This is a genomic window from Bacillus sp. 522_BSPC, assembly GCF_001076885.1.
Classification (GTDB): Bacteria; Bacillota; Bacilli; order Bacillales; family Cytobacillaceae; genus Niallia; species Niallia hominis.
This window is the reverse complement of sequence record NZ_JVDT01000029.1, coordinates 40,073-60,922: the sequence shown is the minus strand read 5'-3', so window position 1 is coordinate 60,922 and position 20,850 is coordinate 40,073. Positions and strand designations below refer to the sequence as shown.

Here is a 20,850-nt window from a genome sequence, read left to right as displayed (position 1 = left end):
TGCACCTTCTTTTGCTGCATTTCGGGCTCAGAGAGGCGCTCTCTATTCCCTTCCAATTCTCTTTTTTTAAAAAAAGGGGGGGCAGACTGTCTCTATTTCTTTCCCACTCAAGAACAATAAACTTAATCATTCTTTCAATAATTATTCAAAATAACTCCAACGATTGTTTCCGATTAGCTTATAATGCTTTTCTAATATTTTCCGGATCCTTTTCTTCGAAGCAATGATTCTACACCAATTATATAATAGGGGTGTTGTTATTTTTTCATTGGGGAAAAGTATCTTAAGTTCTTCTACATTTCGTAATACCACCTTTTCGAATGCTTCTTCATGTCCACATTCTTTGCAAAGTACATTCGTTCCTGCTTCTGCTACTTCGAATGAGTTGCACACTTCGCAGAAAATCCCTTTCTTTAATTCTTTAAATTCATATGGAGGTAATTTTGAAAAAGGGGACTTATTAATATGCAACGATGTTAATTTTTCAGCTAGTTGCTTCTGAGATTTGTTTGTCTTTTGGGAATGATGATTTATTCTTTTTAAATATCGCTGGATTTGTGTTGGAAAAATAAAAGGTAACGTTAATGGTGCTTGATATAGGGTAAACTCAGGATTAATAAAAACAACAGAGGAAGTGATTGTTTTATTCTCCAAACCATGCTTTTGAAGTATTTGTTGAAATAGTGTTTCATTCCTTCTTATTTGATTTAATGGATTACTGATTTCCTTATGATTCATCGTATAGATGCGATCATTTTGATAGTAATAATCTCCTTCGTAATTCTTTATTTCAAAAAGATGAATTTCTTCTAATGTGATGATTGTGGAGTCAATCTGAAAAATGTTATTGTTCGTTTGGAGCAATAAATCATGGATGATATAGCCATTTTCTATAAGTTTTTCCGTGAAGCTATCAAACATTTTTTCTCCTTCAAAACCTTTTTGCAAATTAACTAAATATTGTTTTTCATTCGCACTAAGTTCCAACCGCTTATTCAAGGAATTTAAAACGAATATTTCTGGAGATACTGTACGAGGTTTGTAAAGCATAATAATTGGACTCATCCTTTTTTAGAGGCTATTCCGTAAGAACAGCCTCACCTTTTTTTATACTACAGCAACAATGATTCTTCCTGTTATTCCGCCTTCTAAAATAGTTGGCAGTTCATTAGGAAGTTGCTCTAAAGTTACTTCTTTGTATATAAAAGAAGTAAGAGCTTCTGGCTTTAAATCAGTTGCGATTCGCTCCCAGATTTTTTGTCTTTTCTCCATTGGACAATAAACGGAGTCGATTCCAAGGAGATTTACTCCTCGCAGGATAAATGGAAATACACTTGTCGGCAAAGCTCCTCCACCTGTTAAACCACTTACTGCAACTGATCCCCCGTAGGTTATTTTACTAAGAATAGCTGCCAATGATTCTCCACCGACAGGGTCAACTGCTCCAGCCCATAACTGCTTGTCCAATGCTTTTACCTTGCCGTTATACACGTCTTCTCTTCCGATGACACTTGCTGCTCCGATGCTTGTTAAATAGTCTTTTGCCTCTTTCTTTCCTGAACTTGCAACAACGTTAAAGCCTAATTTAGAAAGCATGGCAACACCGAAGCTACCTACACCACCAGTTGCACCTGTAACCAATACAGGTCCATTTTCTGGTTTCATCCCATTATCCAATAATCGTTGCACAGAAAGAGCTGCCGTGAATCCTGCTGTTCCGACAATCATCGCTTCTTTCAGGCTTAATCCTGTTGGCAGTGGTACGATCCAATCAGCTGGAATACGAGCATATTCACTATAACCACCAGAATGAGATACACCAATTTCATAGCTAGTCGCAATGACTTGATCTCCTTCTTTAAAACGGCTATCTTCTGAGGAAACGACAGTACCTGCCAAATCAATTCCTGGAATATGGGGATAGGAGCGGACAATTTTCCCATCAGGTGTACTAGCAAGTCCATCTTTATAATTCACTCCAGAATAATGAACCTTGATAACTACTTCACCAGAAGATAAATCTTCTAAAAAAACTTGCTTTGTTTCTACTGAAAAATTACCATCTTTATTATCAACTACGACTGCTTGAAAATTTTTTTCCATCATTATGTCACCTCGTACTCATAGTACCAATTTAAAAATTGCAGGTCAAAGCAAAGAAATTACCCTATTTCCACAGTAATAACGCACAATTCTCCCATTACACCAAATTATTTTGTACGCTTAACCGGATAAAGCTTTTGATAAAATCCAATGGCAAAATCAAAAAAGTACATAAGACCAAATCGTTCAGAGGAGAAACCAGTTCGATCATATGTTTTTCCATGGAGTCGATATACTATATCAGCTGTGTCAATAAATGGAACCTTTTCATTATGAGTAATGATTATTATTTTTGCTTTACTCCTTTGGATAGATTGGATCAACTCCCTATTTCCTTCTATAAACCTTCCAGAAGGACTTGTGATTATTGCAACAGAATGTTCGTCTAATTCTGCTACATCCTCCATTTGCTCTTGTATATCTGAAAAGGCATGAATAAACTTCCCATACTTTACTAAACGATATTGGAAGTCTTGGGCCATTGCTTGTGATAACTGGGTTCCAAAAAAAGAAACCTTCTTAGAACGATGAATAACGTCTAAAATTTTCCTCACATTCGCCACATCCATCCCTTTTTCCATTGTGTCAAGCCACTCTACCATTTTTTGATAAAACTGTTTTTGAAGTTCTGCGCCAACTTCATTCCCTTGTAATCCATGATCAATATATTCATCCACTGGATTTTCTAGCCTATCATTTTTTGCTATATCTTTAAATTCTTGAAAAGAGGCATAGCCAATTTTCTTGCAGAATCTCGTAATTGCGGCTGGCGAGGTATAGCAGGATTCTGCCAAAATGCTGATATTCATACTAGCAATATGATGCACATCTTTTAATAGAGCTAATGCAATGAAATAATTTGTATCTTTTGTTTTGTAATTATTAATAAAATCTAATAAACGAAAAATAATATCTTTCAATTTATACCACCATTATTCATTTAATTTATTTACCTTTACTTAAATAAGCTAATCTCTTTTTAGCTTAATCAAGAATCGATCCATTCTTTTTCTAAGTAGACTTCTTTTCTCTTCTTTCAGTTTTAAACCTGTAACTTGTGCAATTTTCTCTAAGACTTCCTCTACAGTTAAATCATCTGTCTCTACATGTTCTTTAAATAATGGTCTTTGTAGCTGCTGTAATCTAACTGCTGCTTGTTTGTATGCCCAAGAATTTTCTCCTTCTAATCTGCTCCGTAACCTTTTTTTAATGGTAGCTTTCGATGCCATAAGTGTAACATGCTTAACACGTATTTGATCCTTCCGTAATCGAGAGAGAATTTCGTGAAAGTATTCTTCATTTGTGATTGTCATCGGTACAATAATGATCCCTTCATAATTTATGGCGATTTGCTTTAATAAGGAATAGTTTGTTTCTCTCCAAATAGGAAAATCTTGAAAGTCTTCCTTTTGTAAGGACTTAGGGATATTTTTCATCAATACATATCCAAAGCTTTCTGGATCAAAAACAAATGCTTTTTCTACTCTTTTTTCTAACTCATAGGCTGTTGTCGTTTTTCCTGAACCAAATGTTCCATTAATCCAAATAATCATAGGACTCCCCCAAACAGAAAGATTCTTCTCTTTACTATAGCAAATTTCTCAAGCACTCTTCTTTCTTTATGAAATTTATAAGAATATCTACTTTTCGGTTCTCAAAAGTTGTATAATTTTTAGAATAATAGAATTTATTACTATTGGATTATTGTAAGGAGGAAAAAACATGCAAATTCAACCAGAGGATATCGTTAGAAGTGGTCCTAATCAATACATTTGTAAAGAAGGAATTCTAAAGGAATTAAGTAGTTTTCTGTCTCCTTTTCAATCTCCTACTATTATAACAGGCTATAAGTCTTTTCAAGCATTTTCACAATATGTTGATTCTATTCCTATTGATTGGCAAGTTATTCAGCATACAGGCTATAGTTCTCAACAAGCAGTAGATCAAATCTCTCAAACGTGTACAGGTACAGATGTAATTGTCGGCATTGGTGGTGGTCTTGTTTTAGATACGGCTAAAGCTATTGCAAATCAACTAAATATCGAAGTGGTATTAATTCCAACCGTTGCAGGAACCTGTGCTGCTAGTACTCCATTAAGTGTCATTTATTCGCCCGAAGGAGTGTTTGAACGAGTTGCTTATCATCGTCGTTCTAGTTATTTAACATTAATCGATCCTTCCTTTTTAATACATGCGCCAATTGATTATTTAAAAAGTGGTATTGGTGATACATTAACAAAGTGGTATGAAGCAGAAGCTATTATTCGCAATGCGAACGATGAAAGATCACAATCTTTATTTGTCCAAGCTGCTTTAAGCCAGTCTGTATTTATCCGCGATATTTTGCTAAAAGAAAGTATTGAAGCTGTTCAAAACAGTGAAGCAGGTAATGTTACACCAAGCTTTACTAAAACGATTGAAGCAGTCATCACTTTAGCAGGAACAGTAGGTGGATTTGGAGGAAGATATGGCAGAATGTCTGGAGCGCATGCCGTCCACAACGGACTAAGCTTTATTGAAGAAACACATACAATCCTTCATGGACAAAAGGTAGCATTTGGCATTTTAGTTCAGCTTGCTTTAGAAAATCGCCTAGACGAAATCGAAGCATTATTATCGTATTATCAAAAGCTTGGATTCCCTACCAATTTAGCCGAGTTAAATATTGTCGACAATCAACCAGAAGCCTTGCATAAAATTGCTGCACATGCTGTTAATCCAAAAGAATCTCTTCAGCTAATGGGTTCATATACGGTGGATGAAGTTATAGCAGCAATAAATGTACTTGAAAATCTCACTGCTATGAAACAAGTGTAAAAATTGTAAAGGAGATGAATCTAACATCGCATTAAAGCGATGTTGATCCATCTCCTTTTAGCTCTTTTAAAACAGCCATTACATCTAATTCTCCTAGTCCCTTTTCAAGTGCACGCTGGTAGGTTTTATTGGCAGATGCACCAACTGCCTGTAATTCCATTGTTTCACTTGCTAAGCGCAAATCTTTTGCCATATGCTTTAGCGCAAATGCAGCAGGAAATTCATTCTTTAATATGGACGGTGTTTTCATTTTCGAGATAGCGGTTCCGACCGCACTCTCATTAATAATGGTTAACATGTCCTCCTGCTTAATACCTTGTTTTTCTGCAAAAAGAACAGATTCAGCAATTCCCTGTACAGTAATCCCCAATAAAAGATTGATCGCTAATTTAGCATTACTGCCAGCTCCAGAATTTCCGAGATAAATAGATAGTTTACTCATCGGTTCAAATATCGATTTTACCTGTTCATACACTTCTTCCTCTCCGCCGACCAGAACTAGTAGTTTCCCATCCTTTGCTGGCTGAACACTTCCTGATACAGGAGCATCAAGATATTTCACACCATTTTCTAAAGCAGTGTTGTATATGAATTGAGATGTTTGCGGGGAAACAGTACTCATATCAATAAATACTTTACCTGCTTCTGCTTGCGATAAAATCCCGTTTTCAATATAAATGCTTTTCACCGCATTATCGTCAGATACCATCGTAAAAATGACATCACTTTGATTAACTAATTCTGTTAAAGAAGTCGCCTGTTTAGCACCTAGTTCAGCCAGTTCCTCTCCCTTATCTGGTGTACGATTATAAAATGTTAATTCATATCCAGCCTTTACTAAATTTAAAGCCATTGGAATTCCCATATTTCCTAATCCAATCCAACCAATTTTCACGCAAACATCCGTCCTTTCGTTCTCCTATTCATACACATTTTACCATATCGTATATAAAAATACGTATGGAAAGGAGAGGCGCTAGGTTAAAAATATAATGAAAGAGGGTTCTCCTCATATTTTCTTAGATTTTTATAACCTTCTAAACAATACATTATTCTCTAAATGAATATGATCAAATGTTAGGCTTTCTAATTCTTCCAATTTTAAATAGGTTAATCGGTAGGTATTGCATGCATTCACAGGAATGGAATAATCTTCTGTAGCTTGACGGATTTTTTTCAGTATATCTCCTGCCCCTTCATGCTCCTCTTCTAATATACTAATTTCTGCTCTTGCTTCTTCAAGAATATCAAGTGATTTATTTAAATCATATTCCATTATCTTTGGAAAAATTCGTTGCTCTTCTCCAAGCAAATGCTGCTCTAATTCATCTTTTAATAAGAAAAATTGGGTATATACTTCTTTCAAATGGGTGTCTCTTTCTCCATGCACACGGTATACTTTACTCACAAATGCAGATAACTCTTCTAGTAAATCCCTTGTTTGTGCATGATAATGGCTAATGATATGGTTTACTAAATCTGTTAACGGTATATTCATCCAATCCACTTCTTCTGTCGCTTGCATTTGCTCGTACATAATATTGAGCACTTTTATTAAATCCTTCTCTTCAAGCTGTAAGGACTTAATAACTTCGCCAATTGGACGGTTCCCTCCACAGCAAAAATCAATTTTATATTCTTTAAATAGCTTACTCGCAGCTGGAAACTTAATAATAATATCACCTGTTTTTGTATCCTCTGTAAAAATGGTATTCATTTTGACACTCTCCTTTTTTAGAATAGCTTCAGTATAGGAGAAAAAAGCAAAGCAAAATAGGATTGAAATCACATATCAATCCTTGTTATAATTTATTCAGATATTCACATTATTAATTGTGAAAAAATACACAAACTCTACTGAGGTGTTTATATGCAACCATATGCGAATGAGCCTTGTCCTAAACGTGTGCCAATTTTCCATTCTTTATCCGAACTAGAAATTCAAAAAATAACTGACGTTGTCCACCATAAAGTCTTTAAAAAAGGCGAAAGAATTATAGAGGAAGGGGAAAAATCAACTTCCCTCTATATTATTCATAGTGGAAAAATAAAATTATCTAAATTAACTGTTCAGGGGAAAGAACAAATTGTCCATTTATTAACAGTTGGTGATTTCTTTGGAGAACAAAATCTCTTTCATGACAATACGGTTATGAACTTGAGCGGCTATGCAGTAGAAGATACAAAGATATGCCTTTTAAAGAAACAAGATTTTGATCAAATTATGGCAAATAATCCTGACATCTCTTTCAAATTCCTAAAAACAATCACAAAGCGCTTAGCCCATACAGAGGACTTAGCGAGAACATTAGCGACAAAAGACCCTGAAGTTAGAATTGCTAATATGCTTCTAGAGTTTTGTGAAATTTTTGGGACAGAGAAACAAAATGCTATTCTGATTAATCTTCCCATTACAAGAGAAGAGATTTCTAGTTACGTAGGTTTAACAAGAGAAACAATTAGTCGAAAACTTGCAAAGTTTGCGGATAAAGGAATTCTTACGTTGATCGGAAATAAACAAATCCTTATTAAAAATAAAGGAAAGCTGCAAACGACGGGTGATCCCCTCCTCGATTTTTAACCAATCATTTTTCGTGGATCACTCTTTTTTCCTGTTATTTAGATTTGGTTTTATTACCATTTTGCGGAGTCTAAAATAGGAATTTACCTCTCCATATAAGCAAAAAAAAACGCTTAGATAATCTATCTAAACGTTTCTCCATTAAATCTTAAGCTGTATGTCTTCCGCGCAATGTCCAAATTTGATAAGCCATCATTAAAGATTTTAAAATAGTCAAGTATGTTAATGTTATCCAACCACCCATCAAATATGGATTAATTGCTTGTTGAACAGCCTCACTTGTTAGAAAATCACGATAAGAAAAACATATATAGCCGATTATTAAAATAGTTATTGTTCCAAGCAAGATTCCTTGGGCTAATTTGCTTCGCGTTTTTCCTGACTCGGCAGCATATTGATTTGCCCATCCGTCTTTCTTATTAGCAGATAGCTTTTGCAGCCACACCTGACTAAAAGTCATTAAATTTACCCATAAATAAACTTCGGGAGCAATCAATAGTGCCGCAAAAATGACATCTATTGTCCGATGCATCGGTGTTTTGATAGCAAGAACCGTATTAAGAATAGATGCCAGTACTATTGGTGTTAACCATATCCAGGACCAATAAAATTGATCTGTAGCTAATGCAACACTTAATAAAATGACAAAGAGGACACGTATTACTAAATCCGAAAATGACTTTAGTTGGTTTCGCCAAATTTTCCCCTTGTGTCGCGTCTGAATACTTAAATCTTTATTTGTAAGCAATTCAACCGTTCCGGAATTCCACTTATTTCGTTGTTCCCTAAAAGTATGGTACGAGCGCATTGCATCTACAAAGCAGCGGCCCTTTGGACTAACAAGCGTCTTCCATCCCGATTTTTGCAATTGCCAAGTAAGTAGCATATCTTCTACATCACTATCATTCTGCCATGGGCCATCTAATTTATTATGGTTTACTACTTCTTGCAATGCTTCTGGTCGAAATAAGGTTGCTTGACCTCCAAGTACATATGTGCTGCCACCATGATACTGAAGATCTAATAGCCAGCTTGCCATATCTTGTTTTTGCTGATGTGTCCACCATCTACTAATGGGACCACCGTACTCACCGCTAGCTATCTTTTCTTCATAATAGACATCATGTTTGCTTAATAAGCTCTTCTTTTTCGGCATACGCATTGTATATTTAGCCATAACTCCACCAATGTTGCGGCCACTCATCAACCCTTCCCATAGATATTTTAAACAGTTAGGGGCTAAACGACTATCTGCATCCATCCCAAGAATCGCTTTAATACTTTGTTTATATAATTCTTGCGATTCGGTTAATTGAATATTATAGAAATCCATAATATCCCCATACAATAATTTCCATCCGCTATTTAAAGCGCCAACCTTCCGAAGTTTATTTCCTTCCGTAATAATCACTTTTAGATTTAAGCCGAATTCTTCGCCTGCCTTTATTGCCTTTTCTTCCGTGCGATCTGTACAGTTATCTGCGATGACATAAACATCTAACTCTACGCCTTTTGGTAGCAATTGATCATTAATTCCGGCTAAACAATCTCTAATGGATTTTTCTTCGTTGTGAGCAGGAATTAGTGCTACAATTCTAGGTTTCATATAGGATTTTTTTATACCAGGCATGCTAAAAAACGATATACTACCTTTTTCCTCTTCTACTACTAATGACAATGAATCCACCAACTTTCATTTTTCTTCATAATGCTATGTTAGACTTCATCAGGTTGTCTTACTAAAAAACAAATCGTTCTTTAAAAAGAACAAGTGAACAAAAAAATAAAATAATAACTTTTGGATTCATCTCCACCATTTGTTCTTATTTAAGAACATTTTATCATTATAATTGCCTAAAAGTCAATCAAATCCTTTTACTTTTTCTTTTTCGTTCCTTTTATAGAACAACATCATTTCTGGATGACAGGAAAAACACTTCAAAATAATGAACACCTGTAGCTATTATTGGAACTCTTTCATTTTTGCTGTCCCCTTTATGTCAAAATAAAAGGCTAGCCATTGTTTTGACCAGCCTCCAACCATCATTCGACTATTTCGCTACCGTTCTATTTACTCTTACTATTGTTTTCCTAAACTTAAGACAGTTTCTAATAAAACATTTACACCCTTCTCACAATCCTCCCATGGCGTTAGTTCTTCCTCACAGTGACTTTTCCCCTTTATACTTGGTACAAAAATCATCGCTGTAGGTACCACACTTGCCATAAATTGAGCATCATGTCCCGCGCCACTTGCCATTGTCTTATAGGAGTAGCCTAAAGTTTTTACGGACTCTTCTATTTGTTCCAAAATCCTTTCATCAAACCAGACGGTATTTCTATCCCATAGTTTTATGGCCGTCAAGCTACAATCTTCTAGTTCAACAGAAGTATCTAAATCTTGCAAAACACTTTCCACTTGTTTCATAATAAGTGGATCCTTATGCCGCGCCTCTACTGTAAAAATCACCTTATTGGGAATAACAGTATGAATATTAGGATATGTATTCATTCTGCCTATCGTAAAAACTAATTCACTATCTAATTTTCCAAGCTGCTTTCTTATTTCCGCTATTATATCATTAGCAGCAAAAAGCGCATCTTTTCTCATTGACATTGGCGTCGTTCCAGCATGATTCGATTCGCCACTTACTGTTATTTCATAACACACCATTCCAACAACACATTCAACAACGCCAATTGTTAGATTCTCTGCTTCAAGAACTGGTCCTTGCTCAATATGCATTTCTAGTAATGCTGTGGCCTTTGTTAATCGGTTTTTCTTATCCCCATCATAGCCGATTGCTTTTAATGCCTGTTCAAAAGTAATGCCATTTTCATCTTTTTTTCTCATCATTATTTCTTTTTCAAATTTTCCTGTTATAACACCTGAAGCCATCATGGAAGGTTCGAACCTTGCTCCTTCTTCATTTGTGAAATTAACAAGCATTAACGGAATCCTTGGTTTAATGCTGCTGTCTACAATCGTTCTAATGACCTCAAGTCCTGCTGCAACACCAAATACTCCATCAAATCGGCCCCCTTTTTTCACAGAATCCAAATGAGATCCCATTACAATTGGTGGATGCTCTGTTTCCCCCTCCAAAAGGGCATACATATTTCCCATATCATCAATACTTACGATCATCCCCAGTTCTTCACAGCAGCTGCGAAAATAATTTCTAGCCTCCTCATCTTCTTTTGACAAGGCAAGTCTCGTAACGCCATTATTTTCTGTCCTACCAAAGTCTGCAAATTTTTCTAATGAAGCTTTTAAGCGATCACCATTTATTAATACTTTTTGGCCCTCCATCCTTGATTCACTCCCTTTTTTAACTTTTTGAAGCGTGATGCATTTTTAATTGCTCTAGTAAAAGCACAGAAAAGTATTTTCTTCCGTTAGCCGTATGGATTCGTAGTGTTTGCTGTTCTACTAGTCGATTAGTTCTATCCTGTTTTTCTAGTTGAACCATCGCACCATTTAAATCTTCTAATATACTTTTTATTCGATAGCCGTCCGAAATTAAATAATCTATTTGGTCACGCTCATGTAAGAATTTCTGATAATCGGACATCTAACTCCTCCTTTTTAAAAAGTCTTTCTTCACGGGATTCAACATGATTATTTATTCAAGATAAATCTACTTCAAGCAGGGGAGCTTCCCATTCACTTACTGTCGCTGTTTAAATATTTCCAATTACATTCTAGTAACTAAACTCTTTCCACCATTGCATCCTCTATTTCTGTAGCTTCCTCTTCTGCTCCATCAATATACCAGTCATGACTTACCGTGATACCTAAATATTTTTCATCACAAGGATCCTCTATTTCTGCTTGTGGATATTTTTTAAACCACCAATATTTTGCCAATACATAATAAAGCCCTGATCCTACAACAAAACCAACGATGGAAGAATAAGAAGAAAGAAGATTTGCCAGCACTCCACCAACAATCCAAGCGATGAATCCAGCAAGATTTATTCCTTTCATATATCGAAATTGTCCATCTGGTTCATATAAATCGATGACATTTACCCTTCTTTTTCTTAAAAGATAGTAATCTGCAAACAAGATTCCTACAATGGATGTTAAAATTCCGCCGATAACAAGCAGGGCACTATTTAATACTTCAAATAAACTCCATGGCTGTGCAATGACACCAATAATTCCTGCAATCACCACGCCTACCCAAAAAGGCATCTTTGGTCCACCTACATTTGAAAAAATAGTGGCTGCTGGTATAACGTTAGCAGATGTATTTGTAGACCACTGTGCAAGAACAATCATTAATAATAAGATTCCTAATGCGAAACCACTTGCAGCTTCTTGCAAAGCAACGACAGGATCTGCGTTAGAAACAGCCATATAGGATACTGCACCAATGATAATCATAAATGTATTCACAATCGGCATTACAACAATGCTTCCTAGTAGCTGTGTTTTATTTCTTTTAAACCAATTTCTTTCTTCTTTTGGTGCTTTAAAAAAACGAGAGAGAGAAGGCATATCGGCAGCTAATGTTGCCCAAAATCCCATATTGCTCATGACAATGACCATAAATGCTGTAAAAGCAGCTCCCCCTGTTACAGGGCTTTCCACCCAAGTCCACACATCCTTTCCATCTGCAATGGCTTTATCAGATAAAGAGACATACATCCAGCATGAGATGAGGATAATAATAGGTGCCGCCAAATCAGCAAATCGTTCAATTGATTTAATCCCTAATGAAGTATTTAATAATTGCAATGCAGCAAAGAGAAAAAAGCATACTAGCCAATTGTCAAAGCCAAATAATAAATTTAATATGGCATTAATGGCAGTCGATCCAAAATACGTGTTAATTCCAAACCAGCAAGCGGCAGTAACCCCCCTTACAATAGAAGGAATATGTGTCCCAATCGTTCCAAATGGAGCCCTCATATAAACAGGAAACGATAGGCCATGCTCCACCCCTATATCGCCAATAATCGTCATAAGAATTCCTATAGCTACTGAACCGATGATTGTTGCTAAGATAACCATACCTAAAGGAAGGTTTATAATCCCTCCCCCGCCAATGGCAAATGCCGCCAGTACAATTGCCATCCCTACCCAAATAACCGCAAAACCAAATGGTCCAATACTTCGTTTTTCGTGACTAATCGGCAATAAATCAGGAGATTTTAAATAATTACTTTTTTGGGACATATAAAACACCTTCCTTTTATTTATTCAGAATATTAAGAATTCAAAAATCATACATTACTACTTCATTGTTAGTGATTTGCTTTTTGCAGATAATGCTTCTCCATACTTTGCACGTTTTAAATACTGACCTTTACCTGCTGTCCCTACAAATACTTTATTTTTAATCACATATTCTCCTCTTGAAAATACCGTAACTGGCTCTCCTATAATCTCCATGCCTTCAAACGGATTATAATCAACAGCCATATGATGTGTTTCAGCGGAAATTATTCTTTCTGTCTCTGGATCAAAAAGAACGATATCAGCATCTGCACCAATAGCAATCGTTCCTTTTTTCGGATATAGACCAAATAACTTGGCAGCACGAGTGGAAGTTATCTCTACAAATTGATTTAAGGTAATTCTTCCTTTTTTTACACCTTCAGAAAATAAAATACTCATTCTATCTTCAATAATTGGTCCACCATTCGGTATCTTTGAAAAATCGCCTCTCCCTAAATCTTTCTGTCCTTTAAAATCAAATGAACATTGATCTGATCCTAATGTTTGCAGTTGACCAGTTTTCAATGCATTCCATAATACATCTTGATTCCAAGCTTCTCTTAAAGGCGGAGACCATACATACTTCGCTCCTTCAAAATTAGGCTTTTCCAAATAGGATTGATCTAATACCAAATATTGAGGACATGTTTCTCCCCAAATATCTACTCCTTTTTTCCTAGCCTCCTCTAATTGTTTCACTGCTTCTGCACAGGAAACATGGACAACATAAAGTTGTGAATTGGCTAGCTGTGTTAATGTTGCAGCTCTACCTGTTGCTTCTCCTTCTGCTTCTGGTGGTCTTGTTAATGCATGATAAATGGGGTCAGTATTTCCTTCTTCCAATGCCTTTTTTACCAAATAATCAATTACATCCCCATTTTCTGCATGAACCATAACTAGTGCGCCTAATTCCTTTGCTGCTATTAACGTCTTAAATAATGTCTCGTCGTCCGCTTGAAATTGATTTTTATATGCCATAAATACTTTTAAGGAAGTGATGCCTTCCTCTGTGATCATTTCCTGTAGTTCCTCTAGCACCAGATCTGTTACTTCTACTATTTGCAAATGAAATCCATAATCAATCACTGCCTTATCTTTAGCTTTGGCATGCCAAGTTTCGATTGCGCTTTTTAAGCTTTTTCCTTTCGTCGTTAAACAAAAATCAATAATAGAAGTCGTCCCTCCAAACGCAGCAGCCATTGTTCCTGTTTCAAAATCATCTTTCGTCATTGTCCCCCCAAACGGCATATCTAAATGCGTATGCGGATCAATGCCTCCTGGAAAAACATACATTCCTTTTGCATCAATGATTTCAGCCTGAAGATCTATTATGTTCTCGGCAATTTGGGTAATTACTCCATTTTCCATTGCAATATCTGCATTATACGTATCAGTTGCTGTTACAATACAACCATTTTTAATAATTTTTTTCATGGTCATTCCTCCATTTACTTTTTAGGTCTGAACATTATCTTTTTCAGCTGAAAAAATTTACTTATTTCCTATTCCTAATGCAGTAGGAAATGCTCCAATTACGGCTTGTCGTTCATTCCATGTCATCGCAGGCATAGAATGAGCAACTTCTATCATTTCAATGGCTCCATCCACTGGACATACAATGGAACAGAGATTGCATCCTACACAATCCTCCTCTCTTACCTTTAAATAGCTTTTTCCATTACTATCCTTTAGCATGTCAATACATTGATGACTTGTATCTTCACAAGCAATATGACATTTATTGCAATTGATGCAAACGTCATTATTGATTTGTGCTACAATTTGGTAATTTAAATCGAGGTCTCCCCAGTCCGAATATTTCGGTACAGATTTCCCTACTAATTCCATAACAGATGAAAGATTTTTATCATCTAAATAATTATTCAACCCATCTATCATATCTTCGACGATTCGAAAACCATGGTGCATAGCAGCTGTACAGATTTGCACATTTGTTGCTCCCATTAGCATAAATTCCACAGCATTTTGCCAATTGGAGATGCCGCCAATTCCTGAAATAGGAACATTAATTAATGGATTTCTAGCACATTCTCCTACCATATGCAATGCGATTGGCTTGACTGCTGGTCCACAATAGCCACCATGGGCCCCTTTTCCAGCAACATGAGGAATCGTATCCCAAGTATCAATATCTACCCCTGCTAAACTATTAATTGTATTTATCATACTAATGGAATCTGCTCCTCCATTCACTGCTGCTTCTGCAGTTGCAGTTATATCCGTTATATTAGGGGTTAATTTTACAATTACAGGTGTCTGTGCTACTTCCTTCACCCAATATGTCTGCTTTTCAACCAACTCTGGAACTTGCCCAGATGCAGCCCCCATTCCTCTTTCTGCCATTCCGTGTGGACAGCCAAAATTAAGTTCTAATCCATCAACACCTACTGCCTCTACTTTTTTAACAATTTCATGCCATTTTTCCTGCTTTGGTTCCACCATTAAAGAAGCAACTATGGCATGATTGGGAAATCTTTTCTTTGTTTCATATATTTCTTTTAAATTTACATCTAATGGTCTGTCGGTAATTAATTCAATATTATTAAAACCCGCAACCCTTTGCCCATTAAAGCTTACAGCTGCAAACCTTGAGGATACATTTAAAATCGGATCTCCTAGTGTCTTCCACACAGCACCTCCCCAACCCGCTTCAAAGGCGCGTTGCACTTGATAACCAGAATTTGTTGGCGGAGCAGAAGCTAGCCAAAACGGGTTTGGTGATTTAATACCTGCTAAATCAACACGTAAGTCTGCCATGCTATTCCTCCTTTGTTATGCGGTTTCCATCTTTTTCGAAAGAAAAGATTGATGAATACGATAGGCACTTTCCTTCCCTTGCTGTGCCGCTGATACAACCATAGCCTCACCTTGCCCTTTTCCAAATATAACATCACCACATGCGAATACTTTACTATTACTAGTTTGATAGGTTGCAGAGTGAATGTTGACAATTCCTTGATCATGCTCTAATCCGAATTCCTCGATTAAATCTATATATCTAGATTGCCCAATTGCCTTAATTACAGCATCTACTTCCAATATAAATTCTGAGTTTTCTTGTTCAATAGGTCTTCTTCGACCATCTGCATCTGGTTCTCCAAGCATCATTTTGACACATTCTAAGCCAATAACTTCTCCCTTTTCATTCCCAATAATTTTTTTCGGAGCAGTTAGCCATCTGAATTCAATGCCATCCTGTTTTGCAAATTCGTACTCAAAATCATATGCAGACATTTCGGCTTCTGTACGCCGATATACTATTTTGACATTCTCGGCGCCTAAGCGAATGGAACAAGTTGCCGCATCTATCGCTGTATTTCCAGCGCCAATTACCGCAACCCTTTTTCCAATTAAATCTGTCGATAATGGCTTTGTCTTTGTTTCTTTTACAAACTCAATCGCATCATAAACGCCAGTTAATGCTTCACCTGGAATACCTATATTAGGTACATTAGCCATTCCAATCGCAAGCAATACCGAATCATAGTTTTCAAGAATCTCTTGTACAGAAATATCCTCTCCAACCCTTGTATTCGTCCGGATTTCAACTTCTAAATCTCTTACTTGTTCTACTTCCCAATAAGAAACTTCTTTTGGGAGGCGGAAGGAAACAATTCCATATGTATTTAAACCTCCCGCATTACTTTCCGCTTCAAAAATAGTGACATTATACCCGAGTAGCGCCAGTTCTCTTGCTGCTGAAAGTCCTGCTGGACCACCGCCTACAATTGCGATGCTTTTATTTATTGGAGGGACATTTCGCTTAAATAGTACCTGGTTGTTATACCTCGCCCAATCCGTTGCATATCGCTGAAGGTTTCCAATCATAATTGGTTTTGTTGAATTGTTCAGCACACAAGCTCCCTCACACAATTCTTCTGTTGGACAGACTCTAGAACAACTTGCCCCGACAGGATTTGCTGACATAATTGTCTTCGCAGATCCCTTCAAGTTTCCTGAAGCAATTTTTTTAATAAAACTAGGGATATCAATACCAGTTGGACAAGCCGTTATACAAGGCGCATCATAACAATATAGACAACGATTTGCTTCTTCTAATGCCTCCTGATTGGAAAGTGCTTCTTCTACTTCAGAGAAATTAGCCAATAACTGTTCATAAGAAAGCGTAGCATTAGATTTTCTCATAATCGACCTCCTTTAAATTGGTTATTAAATTGCGATTAAGAAAAATTAATAGGCTGTTTATACAACAAACTCTTTAATTAGTATTAAATAAATCACAGCCTATTGGACATGAAAAAAATTCTCTACCGTGTCGGAGTCTTGTATGGAATTAAATCTGTTTAAGTAAGTGTTGTTGTAGAATAAGTAGAATAGTTGTTTTAATGTTAAACGACGAAGAAGAAGTTACGATTGATGATGTTAGTTTTCATAACATTTATAGGATAAGATTTCCCTATTATAAGCTGATTGACATATTTAGTAAATGGATTTTATAGAAAATTAACAATATCCTACTATTTTCTTAAAATTGTTGCTAAACATGTTAGATTTTCTTTCGTAATTAATATTCTTGGTACTTCGATTTTTATCTAAGAAAGAACTTTCTGAGTCGATTGATTATTTTGTAGCACTTTCATTAAGACAGAAATAATAAAGTTTAGGTCATCTTCTGTAGATGATAATGGCGGGCTAAGTGTTAAAATATTATTGTATCCATCAACTGTGTCCCCATTTTTCCCTATTATAAGTCCTTCTTTTTTACATTCTGCAACAATCTTAGCCATATATTTAGATGATACAGGCACCTTTGTAAATTTATCTTCGACTAGCTCTATACCCAAAACTAGTCCTAATCCTCTTATATCTCCCACATTTGGATGACTATGTAAGCCATTTTTTAGATGTTCTAAAAGATATATCCCACTCTGAGCAGATTTTTCTACTAAATTTTCCTTTTCTAATATTTCGAGATTTTTTAAGGCAACAGCACAAGAAGATGGATTCCCACCAAAGGTATTGATATGGCGAAAATGGACATTTTCTTCTGTTCCTTTAAACTTCTCAAAAATTTCTTTTTTAACAGCTGTTACAGATAAAGGTAAATAAGCACTTGTTAACCCTTTAGCCATCGTTACAATATCTGGTTTGATATTAAAATGTTGGTGACCAAATTTCTTGCCAGTTCTTCCAAAGCCACAAATTACTTCATCCATAATAAGTAAGATTCCATATTTTTTACAAAGCTCCTGTACCTTTTCTAGATAAGAAGGATGCGGAATTAATACTCCTCCTCCCGTTATCAACGGCTCCATAATAACCCCTGCAATTGTCTCCTTTTGCTCCCAAATTATTTTTCTCTCCAATTCTTCCATCAACATAGAATGAAATGCCTCTATTGACATATTGTCGGGTCTCCGATAGGAATCTGGAGGTGAGATGTGAAGAAATCCACTTGCAAGGGGCTCATATTTATATTTTCGAAGTGCCTGTCCCGTTGCCGATAAGGCTCCCATTGAACTTCCATGATAGGCACGGTGTCTTGAAATGAATTTAAATCGACCATGCTCTCCATTTTGCTGATGATACTGACGAATTAATTTAAAGGCGACCTCATTCGCGTCTGAACCGCTATTTGAATAGAAAATCATATATTCTCCTTCTAGCCATTCATTAATTTTCTCTGCAAGCTTTATAGCCGGAATATGGCTTTGGGTTAAGGGCATATAGCATAATTCTTTCATTTGTTCATATGCTGCTTTTGCCAATTCCTCTCTTCCATATCCGATATTGACACACCAGAGTCCAGACATTCCATCTAGGTAGCGATTCCCATCATAATCGATAATCCATGATCCCTCCCCCTTAACAGCAATCATTGCTGGGTTTTCTTCAACATATGGAGAGATATGATGCCAAACATTACTTTGATCCCGTTCAATTAATGAATCTGTCTTTGTTTTTTCCATGGAACCACTCCTTAAAAACAGGTTAAGCATTCGTACTTTTTTAATTGCCATAAAAGAAAGGACAATTAATTGACGATGCTTGTTAACTAAGATACTATATAATTTACAGATTATTCTCACTATTTTCATTTTACATGGTGTCAAATGTTTTAATATTTTATTTTACATTTAGGAGGGTGCTCAAAATGGTTCTTGGCAAATTAACGGTTGAAGAAGCATTAAAACGACATACGTTTCAGCACGCGAAAGTATTGACAGGTGTAAATGGATTAAATAGAGTAATTAATTGGTGTCATATATTAGAAGTGAAGGATATCGATTTATTTATCAATGGAGGAGAATTAATTTTAACTACTGGCATCGGATTATTAGATTCTGATAATCAAAGAAACTATGTAGAAACATTGATAAAAAAGCAAACAGCTGGATTATGTATTGAATTAGGCTCTTTTATGCATGAAATTCCTAGGAACCTTTTATCTTTAGCAGAACAACAAAATTATCCAATCATAATTTTTGAGAAAACGGTGAGATTCATTGATATAACCCAAGATATTCATTCCCTGTTGATTAATCGACATCATCAAAATATGTTGGATCTTGACCGCTTATCTCAGAATTTTAATAAGCTTTCGTTGCAACCTAACGGAATACTAAAAATCCTTCAGGAGCTATCTCTATATTTCCAAAGTCCATGCTTTTTCATTACAAGTAATGAAAAATACTACTACCCTACTAATCAAGGGGAAACGGAAGCTGCCATTAGAGAATTAATAAATAACCATTCAAATGAACCAAAAACATTATCAACATTTTGTTTAAATAACAAATCATTTAGCGTGAATGCAGTGCAAGTATTCGAACAAGTTTGGGGCTATCTATTAATAGAAACTAGCAAATTCCCTTCCTCTGAGCTTACTGCTCTTATGTTAGATCGAGCATCAATTGCACTTTCTCATATTCTCCTTCGCAATCGAACGATAGAAGAACGAAAGCAAAGCGACGAGGCAGAGCTGATTCATTCACTCCTTAACATGGAAAACTTGGAAAGTAACCAGCTAAAGAACATTTTACCAATGTATTGTTTTTCCCATTCTTTCCGACTTATTTGCTGGCCACTACTTGAAGATGAACAAGTTAATTCCAGTAAAGGGGAAGAATTTAAACTCTATCTCTTAACATTATTACGCCCTTTTTTCAACAAATTAGGATTTCATCCCATCATCTCCTTCCGACACCAAGAATTAATAGTAATGATATATATGAATCTCTCCAAAGAAAAAAAAGTAAATTGGCAACAAATCACTGATAAAATATCAAAACTTACTGAGACTTATTTTCCTGCACAAACATTTTTTGGTATCAGTTCCATTCATCAAGAACCAATTAAAGCAAGAACTGCCTATGAAGAAGCAAAGCAAATCATCCTCTTAAAACAGAAAAAATTAATTGATTCCCATACTTATGAGCAAATAGGAATCTACCATTTAGTTCTTCCATTATTAAAAACGAATATTATTAAAGCGTATATCGACGTTCATCTAGGAAAAGTGATCGATTATGATCGAGTGAATAATAGCGAACTCCTTAAAACGCTTACTATCTATTTAGACTGTAACGGCAATAAAAAAGAAGCTTCTGAGCGCTTATTTATCGTACGACAGACCCTTTATCACCGCATAGAGAAGCTTGAAGGAATTCTCGGCCCCGACTTTATGCATTCGTCTAATCGATTAGCAATTGAAGTTGCCATAAAGGCCTTTTCCTTAGAAGAAGACGAGATGTACGTTAAAGATCAACTAATTGCTGATGCAAAATAATTCGACTTCTACTATGCTTCGATTTTGTTATTTCATATTTTGGGTGGGGACCTATTTTGCGTGGGGAAGAAGCAAGTTAGGTTGTTACTTTTATGGTAAGGCGAATATTATTTAGGTAGCCGTCCTGATTGGAGAGAAGAATGGTACATTCCGCTGTTTGTCTCCTATTCAATGGGGAATTCTGGCTTTTATGTTTAAGGCAACGCCGGTTTCCCCTTATTTTTTATGAATTTCGGCTTTCGTTTTTGGGATAAACGCCACTTTTCTGCTGTTGCCTCTGCTTTTTGGTTTTCATCTTCCGGATGAACACCACTTTTTCTCTGTTGCCTGCACTTTTTGGTTTTCATC

At 36.0% G+C, this 20,850-nt stretch carries 18 protein-coding genes; 3 read left to right on the top strand and 15 right to left on the bottom strand.

What is annotated here, in order from left to right:
• Positions 1–141 precede the first annotated feature (141 nt).
• The 4 genes from ADJ83_RS02665 to ADJ83_RS02650 form a co-directional block, all read right to left on the bottom strand.
• Positions 142–1,050 carry a nuclease-related domain-containing protein gene (locus ADJ83_RS02665; protein ID WP_031540407.1) on the bottom strand — a complete coding sequence of 303 codons (909 nt, stop codon included), beginning with the start codon at positions 1,048–1,050 and terminating at the stop codon, positions 142–144.
• Between the two features lie 57 nt (positions 1,051–1,107).
• A complete protein-coding gene (locus tag ADJ83_RS02660) occupies positions 1,108–2,103 on the bottom strand; it encodes an NADPH:quinone oxidoreductase family protein (protein WP_031540408.1) in 996 nt (331 codons plus the stop codon).
• Positions 2,104–2,210: 107 nt separating this feature from the next.
• Positions 2,211–3,023 carry a MurR/RpiR family transcriptional regulator gene (locus ADJ83_RS02655; protein WP_031540409.1) on the bottom strand — a complete coding sequence of 271 codons (813 nt, stop codon included), beginning with the start codon at positions 3,021–3,023 and terminating at the stop codon, positions 2,211–2,213.
• A gap of 48 nt (positions 3,024–3,071) precedes the next feature.
• Complete coding sequence (locus ADJ83_RS02650; protein WP_031540410.1) at positions 3,072–3,656, bottom strand: AAA family ATPase; 585 nt, start codon at positions 3,654–3,656, stop codon at positions 3,072–3,074.
• Positions 3,657–3,831: 175 nt separating this feature from the next.
• Here ADJ83_RS02650 and ADJ83_RS02645 point away from each other — a divergent pair, with 175 nt between their 5' ends.
• On the top strand, positions 3,832–4,920 hold the full coding sequence (locus tag ADJ83_RS02645; RefSeq protein ID WP_031540412.1) for an iron-containing alcohol dehydrogenase family protein: 1,089 nt from the start codon (positions 3,832–3,834) through the stop codon (positions 4,918–4,920).
• Positions 4,921–4,951: 31 nt separating this feature from the next.
• Here the strand turns inward: ADJ83_RS02645 and ADJ83_RS02640 are convergent, their stop codons facing one another.
• Both ADJ83_RS02640 and ric read right to left on the bottom strand, forming a co-directional pair.
• A complete protein-coding gene (locus ADJ83_RS02640; RefSeq protein WP_031540413.1) occupies positions 4,952–5,815 on the bottom strand; it encodes an NAD(P)-dependent oxidoreductase in 864 nt (287 codons plus the stop codon).
• Positions 5,816–5,947: 132 nt separating this feature from the next.
• Positions 5,948–6,637 carry an iron-sulfur cluster repair di-iron protein gene (ric, locus tag ADJ83_RS02635; RefSeq protein ID WP_031540414.1) on the bottom strand — a complete coding sequence of 230 codons (690 nt, stop codon included), beginning with the start codon at positions 6,635–6,637 and terminating at the stop codon, positions 5,948–5,950.
• A 153-nt stretch (positions 6,638–6,790) separates the two neighbouring features.
• Here ric and ADJ83_RS02630 point away from each other — a divergent pair, with 153 nt between their 5' ends.
• Positions 6,791–7,501 carry a Crp/Fnr family transcriptional regulator gene (locus ADJ83_RS02630; protein ID WP_031540415.1) on the top strand — a complete coding sequence of 237 codons (711 nt, stop codon included), beginning with the start codon at positions 6,791–6,793 and terminating at the stop codon, positions 7,499–7,501.
• 148 nt (positions 7,502–7,649) lie between these two features.
• Here the strand turns inward: ADJ83_RS02630 and ADJ83_RS02625 are convergent, their stop codons facing one another.
• The 8 genes from ADJ83_RS02625 to ADJ83_RS02590 all read right to left on the bottom strand — a co-directional run bounded on the left by ADJ83_RS02625 (position 7,650) and on the right by ADJ83_RS02590 (position 18,682).
• Positions 7,650–9,131: a glycosyltransferase family 2 protein gene (locus ADJ83_RS02625; RefSeq protein WP_035416852.1), complete on the bottom strand. Its 1,482-nt coding sequence runs from the start codon at positions 9,129–9,131 to the stop codon at positions 7,650–7,652.
• Between the two features lie 450 nt (positions 9,132–9,581).
• On the bottom strand, positions 9,582–10,814 hold the full coding sequence (locus tag ADJ83_RS02620; RefSeq protein ID WP_031540417.1) for a Zn-dependent hydrolase: 1,233 nt from the start codon (positions 10,812–10,814) through the stop codon (positions 9,582–9,584).
• A 19-nt stretch (positions 10,815–10,833) separates the two neighbouring features.
• Positions 10,834–11,076 carry a hypothetical protein gene (locus ADJ83_RS02615; RefSeq protein ID WP_031540418.1) on the bottom strand — a complete coding sequence of 81 codons (243 nt, stop codon included), beginning with the start codon at positions 11,074–11,076 and terminating at the stop codon, positions 10,834–10,836.
• 137 nt (positions 11,077–11,213) lie between these two features.
• Positions 11,214–12,689 (bottom strand): NCS1 family transporter, encoded by a 1,476-nt coding sequence (locus tag ADJ83_RS02610; RefSeq protein WP_031540419.1) that lies wholly within the window; start codon positions 12,687–12,689, stop codon positions 11,214–11,216.
• A 57-nt stretch (positions 12,690–12,746) separates the two neighbouring features.
• Complete coding sequence (gene hydA, locus ADJ83_RS02605; RefSeq protein ID WP_031540420.1) at positions 12,747–14,165, bottom strand: dihydropyrimidinase; 1,419 nt, start codon at positions 14,163–14,165, stop codon at positions 12,747–12,749.
• Between the two features lie 57 nt (positions 14,166–14,222).
• Complete coding sequence (gene preA / locus ADJ83_RS02600; protein WP_031540421.1) at positions 14,223–15,509, bottom strand: NAD-dependent dihydropyrimidine dehydrogenase subunit PreA; 1,287 nt, start codon at positions 15,507–15,509, stop codon at positions 14,223–14,225.
• Positions 15,510–15,524: 15 nt separating this feature from the next.
• Complete coding sequence (locus tag ADJ83_RS02595) at positions 15,525–16,898, bottom strand: NAD(P)-dependent oxidoreductase (protein WP_031540422.1); 1,374 nt, start codon at positions 16,896–16,898, stop codon at positions 15,525–15,527.
• A 407-nt stretch (positions 16,899–17,305) separates the two neighbouring features.
• Positions 17,306–18,682, bottom strand: a complete 1,377-nt coding sequence (locus ADJ83_RS02590; protein ID WP_031540423.1) for an aspartate aminotransferase family protein — start codon at positions 18,680–18,682, stop codon at positions 17,306–17,308.
• 185 nt (positions 18,683–18,867) lie between these two features.
• Between ADJ83_RS02590 and ADJ83_RS02585 the strand changes: the two genes are divergently transcribed.
• A complete protein-coding gene (locus ADJ83_RS02585; protein WP_048716718.1) occupies positions 18,868–20,502 on the top strand; it encodes a PucR family transcriptional regulator in 1,635 nt (544 codons plus the stop codon).
• A gap of 194 nt (positions 20,503–20,696) precedes the next feature.
• Here ADJ83_RS02585 and ADJ83_RS25445 read toward each other — a convergent pair whose 3' ends face one another.
• Positions 20,697–20,849 (bottom strand): hypothetical protein, encoded by a 153-nt coding sequence (locus ADJ83_RS25445; RefSeq protein ID WP_155986809.1) that lies wholly within the window; start codon positions 20,847–20,849, stop codon positions 20,697–20,699.
• Position 20,850: the final 1 nt, after the last annotated feature.

Coding starts and splice junctions, on each gene's coding strand:
- ADJ83_RS02665 (WP_031540407.1), bottom strand. CDS start 1,050: ATGCTTTACAAACCTCGTACAGTATCTCCAGAAATATTCGTTTTAAAT.
- ADJ83_RS02660 (WP_031540408.1), bottom strand. CDS start 2,103: ATGGAAAAAAATTTTCAAGCAGTCGTAGTTGATAATAAAGATGGTAAT.
- ADJ83_RS02650 (WP_031540410.1), bottom strand. CDS start 3,656: ATGATTATTTGGATTAATGGAACATTTGGTTCAGGAAAAACGACAACA.
- ric (WP_031540414.1), bottom strand. CDS start 6,637: ATGAATACCATTTTTACAGAGGATACAAAAACAGGTGATATTATTATT.
- ADJ83_RS02630 (WP_031540415.1), top strand. CDS start 6,791: ATGCAACCATATGCGAATGAGCCTTGTCCTAAACGTGTGCCAATTTTC.
- ADJ83_RS02625 (WP_035416852.1), bottom strand. CDS start 9,131: ATGCCTGGTATAAAAAAATCCTATATGAAACCTAGAATTGTAGCACTA.
- ADJ83_RS02620 (WP_031540417.1), bottom strand. CDS start 10,814: ATGGAGGGCCAAAAAGTATTAATAAATGGTGATCGCTTAAAAGCTTCA.
- ADJ83_RS02615 (WP_031540418.1), bottom strand. CDS start 11,076: ATGTCCGATTATCAGAAATTCTTACATGAGCGTGACCAAATAGATTAT.
- ADJ83_RS02610 (WP_031540419.1), bottom strand. CDS start 12,689: ATGTCCCAAAAAAGTAATTATTTAAAATCTCCTGATTTATTGCCGATT.
- hydA (WP_031540420.1), bottom strand. CDS start 14,165: ATGAAAAAAATTATTAAAAATGGTTGTATTGTAACAGCAACTGATACG.
- preA (WP_031540421.1), bottom strand. CDS start 15,509: ATGGCAGACTTACGTGTTGATTTAGCAGGTATTAAATCACCAAACCCG.
- ADJ83_RS02595 (WP_031540422.1), bottom strand. CDS start 16,898: ATGAGAAAATCTAATGCTACGCTTTCTTATGAACAGTTATTGGCTAAT.
- ADJ83_RS02590 (WP_031540423.1), bottom strand. CDS start 18,682: ATGGAAAAAACAAAGACAGATTCATTAATTGAACGGGATCAAAGTAAT.
- ADJ83_RS02585 (WP_048716718.1), top strand. CDS start 18,868: ATGGTTCTTGGCAAATTAACGGTTGAAGAAGCATTAAAACGACATACG.
- ADJ83_RS25445 (WP_155986809.1), bottom strand. CDS start 20,849: ATGAAAACCAAAAAGTGCAGGCAACAGAGAAAAAGTGGTGTTCATCCG.